General features: G+C 69.5%; 11 protein-coding genes. 4 read left to right on the top strand and 7 right to left on the bottom strand.

Translation table 11 applies throughout. The features are described 5' to 3' along the window. Positions 1-7: 7 nt before the first annotated feature. The 5 genes from ABGB14_RS39305 to pgm form a co-directional block, all read right to left on the bottom strand. Positions 8-1957 (bottom strand): ABC transporter ATP-binding protein, encoded by a 1950-nt coding sequence (locus tag ABGB14_RS39305; protein ID WP_347648943.1) that lies wholly within the window; start codon positions 1955-1957, stop codon positions 8-10. A gap of 43 nt (positions 1958-2000) precedes the next feature. Beyond that, a complete protein-coding gene (locus ABGB14_RS39300; RefSeq protein ID WP_347648942.1) occupies positions 2001-2990 on the bottom strand; it encodes an MvdC/MvdD family ATP grasp protein in 990 nt (329 codons plus the stop codon). A gap of 2 nt (positions 2991-2992) precedes the next feature. Further along, positions 2993-3373 carry a hypothetical protein gene (locus ABGB14_RS39295; protein ID WP_347648941.1) on the bottom strand — a complete coding sequence of 127 codons (381 nt, stop codon included), beginning with the start codon at positions 3371-3373 and terminating at the stop codon, positions 2993-2995. 26 nt (positions 3374-3399) lie between these two features. After that, on the bottom strand, positions 3400-4518 hold the full coding sequence (locus ABGB14_RS39290) for a cytochrome P450 (RefSeq protein WP_347648940.1): 1119 nt from the start codon (positions 4516-4518) through the stop codon (positions 3400-3402). Positions 4519-5070: 552 nt separating this feature from the next. Next, the gene (gene pgm, locus ABGB14_RS39285; protein WP_347648939.1) at positions 5071-6699 is read right to left on the bottom strand and encodes a phosphoglucomutase (alpha-D-glucose-1,6-bisphosphate-dependent); all 1629 of its coding nucleotides are present in this window, start codon (positions 6697-6699) and stop codon (positions 5071-5073) included. Positions 6700-6796: 97 nt separating this feature from the next. Here pgm and ABGB14_RS39280 point away from each other — a divergent pair, with 97 nt between their 5' ends. The 3 genes from ABGB14_RS39280 (at position 6797) to thrS (ending at position 10445) form a co-directional block, all read left to right on the top strand. Further along, positions 6797-7696, top strand: a complete 900-nt coding sequence (locus ABGB14_RS39280) for a TIGR03564 family F420-dependent LLM class oxidoreductase (protein WP_347648938.1) — start codon at positions 6797-6799, stop codon at positions 7694-7696. Positions 7697-7726: 30 nt separating this feature from the next. Next, positions 7727-8341 (top strand): GH25 family lysozyme, encoded by a 615-nt coding sequence (locus ABGB14_RS39275; RefSeq protein ID WP_347648937.1) that lies wholly within the window; start codon positions 7727-7729, stop codon positions 8339-8341. Between the two features lie 139 nt (positions 8342-8480). Beyond that, on the top strand, positions 8481-10445 hold the full coding sequence (thrS, locus tag ABGB14_RS39270) for a threonine--tRNA ligase (protein WP_347648936.1): 1965 nt from the start codon (positions 8481-8483) through the stop codon (positions 10443-10445). A gap of 245 nt (positions 10446-10690) precedes the next feature. Here the strand turns inward: thrS and ABGB14_RS39265 are convergent, their stop codons facing one another. Beyond that, positions 10691-11413, bottom strand: coding sequence for a PIG-L deacetylase family protein (locus ABGB14_RS39265; RefSeq protein WP_347648935.1), 723 nt, complete (start codon positions 11411-11413; stop codon positions 10691-10693). A gap of 120 nt (positions 11414-11533) precedes the next feature. On the opposite strand from ABGB14_RS39265, the gene ABGB14_RS39260 reads away from it, so the two are divergent. Continuing rightward, the gene (locus tag ABGB14_RS39260) at positions 11534-12064 is read left to right on the top strand and encodes an HIT domain-containing protein (protein WP_347648934.1); all 531 of its coding nucleotides are present in this window, start codon (positions 11534-11536) and stop codon (positions 12062-12064) included. Between the two features lie 19 nt (positions 12065-12083). Here ABGB14_RS39260 and ABGB14_RS39255 read toward each other — a convergent pair whose 3' ends face one another. Beyond that, positions 12084-14153, bottom strand: a complete 2070-nt coding sequence (locus ABGB14_RS39255; protein ID WP_347648933.1) for a hypothetical protein — start codon at positions 14151-14153, stop codon at positions 12084-12086. Positions 14154-14386 lie beyond the last annotated feature (233 nt).

Here is a 14386-nt window from a genome sequence, read left to right as displayed (position 1 = left end):
GTCCACGTTACGGTGTGTACGCCTCGGCCTGGAGCTTGAACAGCGACGCGTAGAGGCCGCCGAGATCCATGAGCTCCGGGTGCGTCCCGCTCTCGGCGAGGCGTCCGCCGGCCAAGACGTAGATCCTGTCCGCCATGAGGACGCTGGTGAGCCGGTGAGTGATCAGGACGGTGGTCTGTGGGGCGGCGGGATCCGTCTCGGCGAAGTGGCGGATGGACTCGAAGAACGCGTGCTCGGCTCGCGGGTCGAGGGCGGCGGTGGGCTCGTCGCAGAGGAGGAGGGGAGCGCGGCGACAGAACCCGCGGGCTGCGGCCACTCGTTGCCACTGCCCCCCGCTGAGCTCGTGGCCCGTCTTGAACCGTGGATCGAGCAGGGTGTCGTACCCTTCAGGCAGTTCCTCGATGGTGCGGTGGATCCCGGCGAGTTCGGCTGCGCCGATGACTGCGTCGTCGTCAATGTCCACCCCGGCGGTGATGTTCTGCCGGGCGGTGAGCGGCCACGGGGTGTGATCTTGAGGGATCATCGCGATCTTCTCCCGTACGGCATCGCGGTCGAGCAGGGCCATCGGGGCCCCATCCCATAGGACGGTGCCGGAGCCGGGTTCGTACAGACCAGCGATGATCTTCGCCAGCGTGGTCTTGCCCGAGCCGTTCTCGCCGACCAAGGCTATGACCTCGCCCTTTCCGATCTTGAGCGAGATGTCCCTCAGCGCGGCCCTCTCCGCACCGGGGTAGGTGAAGGAGACCTCGTGCAGTTCGACACCGGCGAATTCCGGTGCCGGCAGGTCGAGGCGGTGTTGCGACGTACGGTGTTCGGCTTCCTTGCAGAAATCCAGGTAGTCGGAGAAGTAAAGGCCCTCGTCGTAGACGTCGTTCGCCGCGCCGACCAGCGCGGACAACGACGACCTGCCCATGCGGATGGCCAGGATCGTCCCCCCTGCGATCGCCAGGGGAACGGCTCCTGCCATGAGCAGCACACCCAGGGCGGCATAGACGAGCACGGCCACGACGCCGTTCGCCGCCTCTCCAGCGAACCGGGCGAGTGCCTGGCGACGGGCCAGATCGACATGCGCGTTCTCGGACAGACGGGCGACGTCGTCGTACTGCTTGAGCAGGAAGTCCCGCATGCCGAAAGCGCGGATCTCCGGAGCCGGACGGCGGTCGGCCATGAGATCCGAGAGGATCCATTGCCGTCGCATGCTGGTCGACAGCTTGTAGATGACCTGGTACTGCATGCGAGCTGAGTGGGCTGTCGCCCAGCCGGCCGGCAGCACGCTGACCATGAGCAGAGGGAGGAGAACCGGGTGAAGGACGGCCAGCGTGCCCGCTGCCGCGGCGATGCCTGCGGCTGACGTGATCAGCCCGACGCCTGCGTCCACCACCAACGCAGCTCCCCGTGCGCCGCGGCTGCGGGCTCGTTGCATGGCGTCGTAGAAGTCGGCGTCGTCCATCGCTCGGAGGGCGACGGCCGTGGTGAGTTCGAACAGGCGGCGCTCGGCCAGCCGGTCCACTCTCGGCTTGAGCCTGGACTGCGTCCACGCGGCAGCCGATTGCAGGAGCGAACGCGCGGTCAGTGCCGCGGCCACTCCGATCAATGCGGGCATGGCCGCGCGGAGCCTGTCCGGTGCGGGGCCGCCGGTGAGAAGGGCGTCAAGGGCACCTGTGGTGGCGAGCAGCCCAACCGCGCCGAGGAGGCCCACGATCACATTGAGCCCGATGGTCGCGGCGGTGTCGGCGGGGGAGGCCTTCCACGCCAGCTTGAGGGCCGTCCCCACGAGGGCGGGCAGTCGCCTGACGATCGTGCTGAGCCTTGTCTGGGGCAGGGCCTCCTCGTGGTACCAGAGAGAGTGGGGTGCGAGTTCGACGGCGCCGACGTCCTTCGGTGCTTCCTGCCCCGGCGCGCCGTCGACGTCTTCTTGCTGTGGCGTGGTCGCAGCCTGCGAGGGTTCATGTGGCACGTTCGCTGCCTTCCTCTCTCCTCCGCACAAGCCGCCCGCAGTGCTAGTCCGACACGCCGGACAGGTAGTCGGCCATGGCCGAGGCCAGGTTCAGGCCGGGTGTCTCGTCGTCGAGCCAGGCGAACTGGCCGGCGGGGTTCACCTCCAGGAAGTAGTGCTCGCCGGCGCGGTCGACCGCGACGTCGATCGCACCGTAGACGAGCTCGAAGGTGTCCATCAGCCGTCTGATCCGCTCCTCGATCTCGTCGGGGAGCGTGACCTGCGTGTATCGGCTGGTGCCCCGGAAGTTCCGGGAGTCGACGTGCGGCTCGCCGTCGTCGTTCCTGTTGTCGACGCGGACGGCGAAGATCTTCTTGCCTATGACGGTGATCCGCAGTTCGTACGCCTTGTCGATCAGCTCCTGGAAAATGCACGGAGAATAGCGCACCCGTGGCAGGATGTCCGGCGGAATGTCGGGCAGGGCAGTGGTGAGCAGCCCTCGTGGCCAGCCGCCGGGCTGATGGAGAAGACCGCTGTTGAGCGCCTTGTAGACGATGGCCCCGCCACATTCGCGGTGAAAAGGAGGGACCTCTTCCGGGTCGTTGGTGATGAGTGTCCTCGGGATTCGCAGCCCTGCCTCGCGCGCGACCTTCAGCTGGAGCGGCTTGTAGTGCGCCCGCAGCTCGAAGGCCGGAAGATTCATCCATCGTGCGGGAAGCGCGGTGAACACCCCGCCCATGGCATGGGCGCTTTCTTTTACCGCGAATTCCTGGTGCGCCTTCCCCAAGGAAGGGTCGGCGGTGAAGGGCGTCGGACGGCGATACCAGACAGAGGTGACCTCTTCGAGGCGGAGCGATCGATGACCATGCGTCGTGTCCACAAGCGTCGAGTGCCAGCCGGCGTCGGTGGACTGGTAGGTCAGCGTCGAATTCTGCGGGAAGTAGCTGGTGTCGTAGCGGAAAACCGCCACGTCGCGCTCGCTGAGAATTTTGACCACACTGTCGGCGGTGACATCGAATTCTTGGGTCAGCACAAGCACGATCGGGTCGGGCATTACTATTGCCACCCATCGTCGACGTTGTTGTCGAATCCCCAGAAGTAGCCACACGTTCCCCTGAAGCAGAACGTCAAGGCGGAACGGATCTGCGTGGAGTCGTGCGAGCTCGTCCAGATCTGGGCCTCGGGGTCGTAGCTGTGCCCCGCGATCTCGTCCTCCATCGAGTGGAACTGCGTGATCATGTTCACGTCGAGGGTTCCGTCGAGTTCGAAGGCGTAGCCGAAGGGCTTCGAGTCGTCGGACACTCCGGCTTTCAGCTCGTCGGCCTCTCGGGTGTCCTTGAGCTCCTCCTCCAGATCGAGGAATGAGCGGGACGCCCCGAAATTCTCCTTGATCAGCTCGCGGTCGAAGAAGTCGCCGATGGTCGTGGTCGCTGACATGGTGTATTTCCTCTCTGTTGCCCCGCTCACTGTGGGCGGGGAGCGTCGAAGGTGACAGGGAGCGAGGTCAGCCCTCTGGTGGCGCCGTTGTTCGCGTAGACGAGTTCCTCGGCGGGAACGGCCAGGCGCAATGTCGGTACGCGCCCGGCGAACTGCTGGACCATGACCTGCAGTTGCATTCTGGCCAGACTCGCGCCCAGGCAATGGTGGTGGCCGTAGCCGAAGGCCATGTGTGGGTTGGGTGAGCGGTGAATGTCGAATGCGTCCGGATCGAGAAAGCGGCTCTCGTCGCGATTGGCGGAGGCGATGGACGGGACGACCGTCGCCCCCTTGGGGATGGTGCCCGAAGGCAGCGCGACGTCCTCGGTGGCGACACGAGGCTGTCCGCCCTCACCTGGAATATCCAGCCGGAGTAGTTCTTCCACGGCGGACGGCACCCGGGAGGGGTCGCTGAGCAGGCTGAACTGGTCCGGGTGGCGCAGGAGCGTGCATGCCGCTCTGGCCATCATGGCGACCGCGGTCCCGTGCCCCACTGTGACGATCGCGTAGATCAGGCCGTGCAGTTCCTCTTCGGTGAGCCTGCCTTCCTCCTCGCGCGCGTTCGCCAGGACGCCGACAAGGCCTCGCCCGGATCTGGCCGACCGTGCCTTCATGAGCAACGCGATCACATGTTTGTTGAACTCGCCGGCCTGCTTCATGCGTTCGGCCAGAGTGAGTGAACTGGTGAACATGAAGCTGCCGAAGTGCCTGATGACCTCTTCGCGGCCGTGGTCGGGCGTACCGAGGATGTCCAGAAGAAGGTGGGCGGAGAACGGTGCCGCGAATTCCTCGATGAAGTCGGCCGGAGGCGCTGCCATATCGTCGATGAGGTCGTTCGCGAGCCGGAGGGCGCGAGGACGAAGCTCTTCTATTCGGGCGGGCGTGAACAATCCGATGACGATGCGCCGCAAGCGCGTATGGTCCGGGGGATCCGTATTCATCAAGGAACCCACCATGCGCAGGGGTGCGCTGCGGGCGAGCGCCAATGGCGCGTCCGCATGCCCGAGCTGCAACGCCTCGACGCTGAAGGAGGCACTGCCCAGCATGGCGCGGACATCGTCATAGCGGACGGCCAGGACCACCTCGTCCGTCGTGGGAAAGATCACGCGCCCCAGGGGGTCGTCCGCCTGACGTCTCCTGTGCTCTGGCGGAGGAGCGCCGAAAGGGCCAGGCTCGAAGGGAAAATTCCTGGTTCGACTCATGTGAGCTCGTCTCCTCGCTCGGCTGGACGGCTCTGCGGGCGATACGGCAGGCAAGCGCGACCAGGCATGGTGCCGGCAAGCCTCGACGCGAATCCGGCTCCTCGCGGTCGCCGGCACCGAACGGGTTCGTCGCCATCGGCCGTCGGATCAGACCGGCCCAGCTCATTCACGTTGGCTTGCTTGCGAACTGCTACGTTCGTGACGATGAAACCACGGTGGCCTGATGCCGTAGTCAATCGGAGGGCTGAATTCGGCGGTAAACTTTTGCAGCAGTCACTGAGCCGTCTCCGACCGGCGGTATAGACGGTGTCGGTCGCCGGGCAACTGTGATGCGTTCGCTGACGGCAGCAGTCCCGGTGCGCCGATGAATTCGTGACGCGCCGGCCGCCGCTCGTGGGCCGGGCCGGGAGCTCCTGCCCCGGGAGTCACGGCGCCTGCGACACCACGCTCCGCTGTTCAGGCGAGGGCCGACGAGACCAGGGAGCGGGCCTCCTCCTGGACCTTGGCCAGATGGTCGGCCCCGCGGAAGGACTCGGCGTAGATCTTGTAGACGTCCTCGGTCCCGGAAGGGCGGGCCGCGAACCAGGCGCTCTCGGTCGCCACCTTCACCCCGCCGAGCGCCGCGCCGTTGCCGGGCGCCGACGTCTGCACCGCCGTGATCGGCTCGCCCGCCAGCGACGAGGCCGTCACCTGCTCGGCGGAGAGCCTTCCGAGCACGGCCTTCTCCTCGCGCGTCGCGGGAGCGTCCACGCGGGCGTACGCGGGCTCGCCGAACCGCTCCACCAGCTCCCTGTAGTGGTCGCTCGGCGACCGGCCGGTGACGGCGAGGATCTCGGAGGCCAGCAGCGCCAGGATGAGGCCGTCCTTGTCGGTGGACCAGACGGATCCGTCGCGCCGCAGGAAGGACGCCCCCGCGCTCTCCTCGCCGCCGAACCCCAGCGACCCGTCGAGCAGCCCGGGCACGAACCACTTGAAACCCACCGGGACCTCGTAGAGCCGCCGGCCGAGCGACTGCGCGACGCGGTCGATGACGCCGCTGCTGACCATGGTCTTGCCGACCCCGGCGCCGGCCGGCCAGCCGTCGCGGTGCGTGTAGAGGTAGGAGATGGCGACGGCGAGGTAGTGGTTGGGGTTCATGAGGCCGTCGGAGGTGACGATGCCGTGGCGGTCCGCGTCGGCGTCGTTGCCGGTGGAGATGTCGTACTTCTCGCGATTGGCGATCAGCGACGCCATCGCGTACGGCGACGAGCAGTCCATGCGGATCCTGCCGTCCCAGTCGAGCGTCATGAACCGCCACGTCGGATCGACCACCGGGTTGACCACCGTCAGGTCGAGGCGGTGCCGCTCGGCGATCTCCCCCCAGTAGGCCACGCTCGCCCCGCCCAGCGGGTCGGCCCCGACCCGCACCCCGGCCGCCCTGATCGCGTCGAGGTCGAGCACGGACGGCAGGTCATCGACGTACGTCCCGAGGAAGTCGTAACGCTCCGCCATGTCCAGCGCCCTGGAGTAGGGGATCCGCGCCACGCCCTCCATCCCCGAGGCCAGCAGCCGGTTGGCGCGGTCCTGGATCCACTTGGTGGCGTCGGTGCCGGCGGGGCCGCCGTGCGGCGGGTTGTACTTGAAGCCGCCGTCGCCGGGCGGGTTGTGCGACGGCGTGACCACCACGCCGTCGGCGAACCCCGACGTGCGCCCCCGGTTGTGCCGCAGGACGGCGTGCGACACGGCGGGGGTCGGCGTGTAGCCGTCGCGCGTGTCGATCATGACCGTGACGTCGTTGGCCGCCAGCACCTCCAGCGCCGACACCCGCGCGGGCTCCGACAGCGCGTGCGTGTCGATGCCGAGGAACAACGGCCCGTCCGTGCCCTGCGCGCGCCGATATTCGCAGATGGCCTGGCTCGTGGCGAGGATGTGGCCCTCGTTGAACGCAGCGTCGAACGCCGACCCCCGGTGCCCCGAGGTGCCGAACGCCACCCGCTGCTCCACCTCGTCAGGGTCGGGGCGGAGCGCGTAGTAGGACGTCACCAGCCGGGCGACGTCGACGAGGTCGGCTGGTCGGGCGGGCTTTCCCGCGCGTTCGTGCGTCATGTTCGCCACTTTACAAATCTTGTCCGGCACGGCTGATGCCCCCCGCCGGGGTCGGGAGATAGATTCGCGTCAGTCACCAGAACGGAGTTCTGTTCTTATGCGATACGGCTTCTTCCTGTCCGAGCGGAACGCGGACGACCCCATCGGCGACCTGCGCGACCAGATCGCCGGGGCGGCCCGGGACGGCTTCACCTCGGCCTGGTTGTCCAACATCTTCGGCCTCGACGCCCTCACCGCCCTGGCGGCGGCCGGCGGCCAGGTGCCCGGCATCGAGCTCGGCACCGCCGTCGTGCCGACCTACCCGCGCCACCCGGCCGCGCTCGCCCAGCAGGCCATGACCGTCAACGCCGCGCTCGGCGGGCGCCTCGCCCTCGGCATCGGCCTGTCGCACAAGGTCGTCATCGAGGACATGTACGGCTACAGCTTCGACCGGCCAGGCCGCCACATGAAGGAATACCTCGACATCCTCATCCCGGCGAGCAGGGGAGAGCAGGTCAGGTACGAGGGCGAGACGCTCAAGGCCGACATCCGGCTCAGCACCCCCGGCGCCGGATTCCCCGTGCTGGTCGCCGCGCTCGGCCCCCGGATGCTCAGGCTCGCCGGCACCGTGGCCGACGGCACCGTGCTCTGGATGACCGGCCCCAGGACGATCGCCGAGCACATCGCGCCCACCATCAAGGCTGCCGCCGCCGAGGCGGGCCGCGAGCCGCCCAGGATCGTGTGCGCGCTGCCCGTCTGCGTGACCGACGACCCCGCGGCCGCGGTCGCGCGCGCCAACGAGATCTTCGAGACGTACGGGCGGCTCCCGTCCTACCGTGCGATGCTCGACAGGGAGGGCGCGGCCACCCCTGGCGAGGTGGCGGTCGTCGGCGACGAGGACACGGTGCTGGCCAAGCTCGACGAGCTCAGGCAGGCCGGAGTGACCGATTTCGTGGGCTCCGCGTACTCCGGCAGGGAACGTACCCTGAACCTGCTGATCGGCGCGGCGAAGGGCTGATCAGGAGACATCTCAATAAACTCCGACAAGGTGAAGCGCTTGCTCCTGGGCATAGATGTGTCGAACTGGCAGGGCACCGTCGACTGGGCCGACCACGCGGAAACCGGCGTGTCCTTCGCCTTCGCCAAGGCCACCGAGGGTGGCGACTACGTCGACAAGTGGTTCGCGCGCAACTGGAACGGCATGCGGGAGAGCTGGATCGTCTGCGGCGCGTACCACTTCGCCCGGCCCAAGGGCGACCCCATCGAGCAGGCGCGGCACTTCCTGCGCACCATCGGTCAGGCGGGCGGGCTGCGCCGCGGCGACCTGGTCGCGCTCGACCTGGAGACCAACGACGGCGCGCGCCCCGAGCGGGTCGCCCGCTTCGCGCGCCGCTGGTGCCACCACGTCGAGCGGCACGGCGGCGTGCGGCCGTTCATCTACACCTTCCACGCCTTCGCCAACGGAGGACACTGCGCGGGCCTGGCCGAATATCCGCTGTGGATCGCGAGCCCGGCGAAGCCGCGCGGCCGGCCCGACGTGCCGCGTCCCTGGGCCGACTGGACCATCCACCAGTACTCCAACAGCCCGATCGACCGCAACATCTTCCACGGCACCCGCAAGGAGCTGACGAAGCTGGGGTATCGCCCGCGCCGGCGGCGCTGACCCGCAGCCGCTCCGCCCCGAGGACCGTGCGGGGCGCGGGCACGGTGGCCGGGGACGCCCATCGCCCGCGATAGCATCGGTGAACACCATCGAAGCAGCCTCGGTGCCGGGCATCGAGCGCGATCCCTGAGGAGTCACCGTGTCAGCCGAGCTACGCATCACCCTCGCCGGAGCCGAGCGTGTGGTCGCGGCCGGCACGACGGCGGGGCAGGCCCTCGAGGCCGACGGCCGCACGGTCGTCGCGGCCAGGGTCAACGGGGAGGCGCGCGACCTGGCCCACCCCCTGGAGCAGGGCGACTCGGTCGAGCCGATCGAGATCTCCAGCGAGGAGGGCCGGGCGATCGTCCGCCACTCCACCGCCCACGTTATGGCCCAGGCCGTGCAGGAGCTCTTCCCCGAGGCCAAGCTGGGCATCGGCCCGCCCGTCGACAACGGCTTCTACTACGACTTCGACGTCGAGCAGGCGTTCCACCCCGACGACCTCAAGCGCATCGAGAAGCGCATGCGCGAGATCGTCAAGCAGGGGCAGCTGTTCTCCCGCCGGGCCGTCTCCGACGACGAGGCGCGCGAAGAGCTCGCGGGCGAGCCGTACAAACTGGAGCTTATCGGGCTCAAAGGCGGGGCCGGGGACGAAGAGTCGGTCGAGGTGGGAGCGGGTCAGCTCACCATCTACGACAACCTCGACCCCAAGACCGGCGAGCGGGCGTGGAAAGACCTGTGCCGCGGCCCCCACGTGCCGTCCACCCGGTCGATCCCCGCGTTCAAGCTCATGCGCTCCGGCGGCGCCTACTGGCGGGGCAGCGAGAAGAACCCGCAGCTCCAGCGCATCTACGGCACCGCGTGGGAGTCGCGCGACAAGCAGGACGACTACCTCAAGCTGCTGGAGGAGGCCGAGAAGCGCGACCACCGCAAGCTCGGCGCCGAGCTCGACCTGTTCAGCTTCCCGCCCGAACTGGGCAGCGGCCTGCCGGTCTTCCATCCCAAGGGCGGGATCATCCGCAAGGAGATGGAAGACTACATGCGCCGGCGGCAGGGCGAGGCGGGCTACGAGTTCGTCAACACCCCGCACATCACCAAGTCGACGCTGTTCGAGACCTCCGGCCACCTGCCGTGGTATGCCGAGGACATGTTCCCGCCCTTCGAGCTGGAGGGCATCGAATACCGCGTCAAGCCGATGAACTGCCCGATGCACAACCTGATCTTCCGGGCGCGCGGGCGCTCCTACCGCGAGCTGCCGCTGCGGCTGTGCGAGTTCGGCTCGGTCTACCGCTACGAGAAGTCGGGCGTGGTCCACGGCCTGACCCGGGTGCGCGGCATGACGCAGGACGACTCCCACATCTACTGCACCCGCGAGCAGATGGCCGGCGAGATCAAGAGCCTGCTCACCTTCGTGCTCAGCGTGCTGCGCGACTTCGGCCTGTCGGAGTTCTACCTGGAGCTGTCCACCCGCGACGACTCCGACAAGTTCATCGGCGACCCCGCCGACTGGGACGAAGCGACCGAGGCGCTGCGCCAGACGGCCGAGGAGTCGGGCCTCGAGCTGGTCGACGACCCGGGCGGCGCGGCCTTCTACGGCCCGAAGATCTCGGTGCAGGCCAAGGACGCGATCGGCCGCACCTGGCAGCTGTCCACCATCCAGCTCGACCTCAACCAGCCCAAGCGCTTCGAGCTCGAATACCAGGCCGCCGACGGCAGCCGCCAGACGCCCGTCATGATCCACCGGGCGCTGTTCGGCTCGATCGAACGGTTCCTCGGCGTCCTCACCGAGCACTACGCCGGCGCGTTCCCGCCCTGGCTGGCCCCGGTGCAGGTGGCCGGCATCCCCATCGCCGACGCCCACGTGCCCTACCTCCAGGACGTCGCCAAGCGGCTGAAGGAGCGCGGCATCAGGGTCGAGGTCGACGCCTCCGACGACCGCATGCAGAAGAAGATCCGCAACGCGCAGAAGGCCAAGGTGCCCTTCATGCTGCTGGCCGGCGACGACGACATCTCGGGCGGCGCGGTGTCGTTCCGCTACCGCAGCGGCGAGCAGAAGAACGGCGTCCCCATCGACGAGGCGATCGCCGAGATCGTCAACGCCGTGGAGCGCCGGGTCCAGGTCTGACCCCGTACACCGCGGTGAGGCGACCCCGCACCGGGCCGCCGCCTCACCGTTTTTCCCCGCACCGGCTCGCTGCCGCGCCGTGGCCAGCCCGTACTGACCGCGCCCTGCCGGACGGGCCCTGCCGGACGGGCCCTGCCGGCCAGGTCAGTGACCGGCGCGGTCACCGAGCCGGCAGGGGCCAGGCGTACGGAGCCGGCGGGGCCACCGCGGTGACGGGGGCACGGAGACGGCGAGGGCCAGCGGGGTCAGCGGGGGAAGAGGCGGAAGGAGACGGCGGGGCGGCCGCCGAAGCGTTCGGCCGTCTCCGTGGCGAAGCCCTCGATGAGGTTGCGGGCGTAGGTTTGCGGGTCTTCGGTGGTGAGGGCCTCGATGTAGGCGCGGTGCTCGACGAGCGAGCGCACGCCGCGTTCCAGGCCGGAGGTGACGTCCACGGCGTGGGTGGGGGAGTCGGATCCGGCCACGGCGACCCAGCGGACGCCGTCCCACGGCTCCGCCTCCGTGTCAGGAAAAATCCACCGATTTCCGGCGTCACCGGCCGCGTCGAGCACGGCCCGGCCCACCGCACGATGATCGGGCGTGTTCCAGTACGTGCCGCTCCAGGTGTCGTCCGGATTCAGCGTGATCACGAGCTCCGGACGGTGCCTGCGGATGGCGGCGGCCAGATCCTTCCTGAGCGCGGTGCCGTACTCGATCACCCCGTCGGCGTGGCCGAGGAACTCCACGTTCGTCACGCCGACGACGGCCGCGCTGGCCCGCTGCTCGCGCTCGCGCACGGCGGCGGACTTGACGGGTTCGAGCGTGTCGATGCCCGCCTCTCCCTTCGTGGCGAGCACGTAGGAGACTTCGCGGCCGGCGTCGGTCCAGGTCGCCACGGCCGACGCGCAGCCGTACTCCAGGTCGTCGGGATGGGCCACGATCGCCAGGGCCCGCTGCCAGTCTTCGGGCATGGGTTCGAGCTGAGAGGTCATGGGTGACATCCTGGCAAACCAGACGGCGGGCCGCGCGGGCTCCAGGCCCGCCGCCGGGCGGCGCCCGGGGTTCGTACCGGGGGGAGCACCCCGATTGTTCCTGGTCCTATGCTGCTAGGTATGCACGATCAGGCAGGGGCAGGGGATCCGGACAATTTCGAACGTCTGTGGACCCCGCATCGCATGGCCTACATCAAGGGCGAGAACAAACCCACGGGCACCGGCCCCGGCGACGGGTGCCCGTTCGACGCGATCCCCAAGATGAGCGACGAGGAAGGCCTGATCGTCGCCAGGGGCGACACCGTCTACGCGGTGCTCAACCTCTATCCGTACAACTCGGGGCACCTGATGGTGGTGCCCTACCGCCACGTGGCCGACTACGCGGAGCTGCGGCCCGCCGAGCTGGTGGAGCTGGGGCAGTTCACCCAGAAGTCGCTGGGGGCGCTGCGCAAGGCCAGCGGCGCTCAGGGCTTCAACGTCGGCATGAACCTCGGCCAGGTCGCCGGCGCGGGCATCGCCGCGCACCTGCACCAGCACGTGGTGCCCCGGTGGGGCGGCGACACGAACTTCATGCCGGTCGTCGGCCGGACCAAGGTCCTGCCGCAGTTGTTGCGCGACACGCGGCGGTTGCTCGCCGACGCCTGGGACTGACCCGATCGCTGCCCACGGCTCACCTTCGCGCGCTCGCCAGGTCTCCCAGAGCGCCGGCGGACGCGGACGCGCGTAGCACGCCGATGCCGGTGGCCAGCAGCAGCGGCACGGCCAGCGCCAGCGCCATGGACAACACGGCCGCGCCGGAGTCGTTGACGAGCATGCCGAGCACGCCGCTGACGAGCGTGCCGATCAGCCCGGCGCGCAGGGCGGGGGAGTGCTCGAACGCGGCCGGCACCACGCCGGCCGAGGCCTGCTCGGGCCGCAGGATCGCGTAGACGAGGAAGGCGACGGCCGCGAGCACGATCGGCATGAGGTTGGGGCTGAGCAGGGTGCCGAGCATGGCCTGCAGCTTGCGGAAGATGACGTCGAACGCCTCTCCGGTCAGCACCTGGCCCACGAACCTGCCCAGATGCGTCTGCTGATCCGGCGGCCGCAGGTAGTTGAGCCAGGCGAACGTCATCACGATCACCCCGCCCGCCACGCAGAACACGCCCAGCTTCACCAGCGAGACGCGCTTGCCCGCCAGGACGAGGGTGGTCACCGCGATGCCGGGCACGAACGCGATCACGCCGCCGAAGTCGCTGCCCATGCCCGACCCGCCGAGCACCATCGCGAACGTGCCGAGCAGCACGATCGCGGCCACGCCCGCCCTGCCGGGCCAGCGGTGCGCGATGACCGTGGCGGTCAGCAGCGTGCCGGTCGCCAGCAGCGCGAACGGGATGTTGCCGAGCCCGTAGTAGCGGGCGCCGACGTCGGCGCTGTAGCCCATGACGCTGTTGACCTGCAGGGTCGTGCCGGTCAGCAGGTCGCCGACGAGCGTCAGGGCCGTGGCGCCGGCCACGACGGCGAGCGGGCCGAGCGGCGCGCGCCGCCACGGCCCCGCGAACGCCAGAGCGGTGATGGCCGCCGTCCATGCGAGCACCCCGGCGACCATCTGCGGCACACTCGACCACGGCAGCAGGTTGACCAGGAAGCTGGCGGCGGGCACGGCGGCCAGGGCGGCGCCCGCGACGCGTACGGGCACGAGGCCCTTGCGGCGGCGCAGCAGCAGGAACGCGACCAGGTAGAACAGCACCTGCAGCACCGCCATGACCGTGAAGTAGACGCCCTTCACCGAGCGCACGGCCTGCGCGTCGGCGTCGGCGTCACGCAGCCGGTCGACCGTCGCACCCTGGCCGCCGACCTGCAGCGGACCGCCCACGACCGTGGCGGGCACCGGCACGCCCAGCTTGGTCAGCACGGTGGCGGTCAGGTCGGGCGTGATCGAGAGGTCTTCGCGGCGCGTGGAGGTCGCGCCGAGCAGGTGGCCCGCCGCCCCGGGCTCGCGCAGCGCGGTCACCCGCAGGTGCGGCACGGAGCCGTGGTCGGACAGGCCCGCGAGCACCACAGTGGTGTCCACGGGCAGGACCGACAGCAGCGCGCCCGCCTTGGCGTCGGCCAGGCGCAGCGCGTCGCGGCGCTCGGTGGCGCTGAGCTGGTCGGGCACCCTGGGCAGCTGGCCGCTCGTGAGGTAGGGGAGAACGAGGTCGTCCACGTCCATGGCGATCACCCGGCACTTCTCCAGGTCGGCGGTCTTCACCTGGAGCGGGGAGGAGTGGTAGTGGCGCACCGCGCCCTGCCGGTCGGCCAGCCCCAGGGCGGCGCCCGGGCCGATGGCGATCGAGCACTGGCCTGCGGCCTTCAGCGACTCGCCCAGGACGCCCGCGTTGCGCTGGCCGGCCACGTCGATGAGGTAGCGGTAGTGGGGGATGACGGCGCCCGCGCCCTGCGGCTCGGGCGTGGGAGGCGCGCCGCAGCGGTAGCCGACGGCCGATCTGGTGCCCGCCGACACGGTCAGCCACGCGTCGTAGGGGCAGGTCACGGTGCCGACCGTGCGGATCGACATGGAGCCGATCGCGCTCGCCCTGGCCAGCTCCCACAGGTTGGGGGTGTCGGCCTGGGTGAGGTCGTTCCAGTGCAGGCCCGACACGCCGATGAGGGCCACCCGGCCTGCGCTGTCGTCGGCCCGCGCCGCCCCGGTGAACAACCCCGGCCCCGCCAGCATCTGAACGGCCAGCACGGCCAGCACCACTAGCGCGCGCCTCACCCGAGAACCTCCCGCGGTCGATGTTCCGTGGCACGACGCATCAGCTCACGTCCCGGCGCCACCGGACCCGACTACCCTCTCACGCGGCGGATGTGCTCGGTGCGATTCCGGGCCGCCCGGCGCGGGCGTCGCGCCCCTGTCTCGCGCCCCTGTCTCGTGCCGCTGTCTCGTCCCGCGCCCGGCACTCCCTCCACCGGGTGTGATGCACCTCTTCTCCTTCCCCGTTCGGGCGC

Origin of the sequence: Nonomuraea sp. B10E15, from assembly GCF_039871615.1 — a bacterium.
Lineage (GTDB): Bacteria > Actinomycetota > Actinomycetes > Streptosporangiales > Streptosporangiaceae > Nonomuraea.
This window is presented reverse-complemented; position numbering and strand designations above follow the sequence as displayed.

Excerpts from the sequence above, each read along its gene's own strand:
- ABGB14_RS39265 (WP_347648935.1), bottom strand. The coding sequence starts at position 11,413 with ATGACCTCTCAGCTCGAACCCATGCCCGAAGACTGGCAGCGGGCCCTG.
- pgm (WP_347648939.1), bottom strand. The coding sequence starts at position 6,699 with ATGACGCACGAACGCGCGGGAAAGCCCGCCCGACCAGCCGACCTCGTC.
- ABGB14_RS39280 (WP_347648938.1), top strand. The coding sequence starts at position 6,797 with ATGCGATACGGCTTCTTCCTGTCCGAGCGGAACGCGGACGACCCCATC.
- ABGB14_RS39300 (WP_347648942.1), bottom strand. The coding sequence starts at position 2,990 with ATGCCCGACCCGATCGTGCTTGTGCTGACCCAAGAATTCGATGTCACC.
- ABGB14_RS39260 (WP_347648934.1), top strand. The coding sequence starts at position 11,534 with ATGCACGATCAGGCAGGGGCAGGGGATCCGGACAATTTCGAACGTCTG.
- ABGB14_RS39295 (WP_347648941.1), bottom strand. The coding sequence starts at position 3,373 with ATGTCAGCGACCACGACCATCGGCGACTTCTTCGACCGCGAGCTGATC.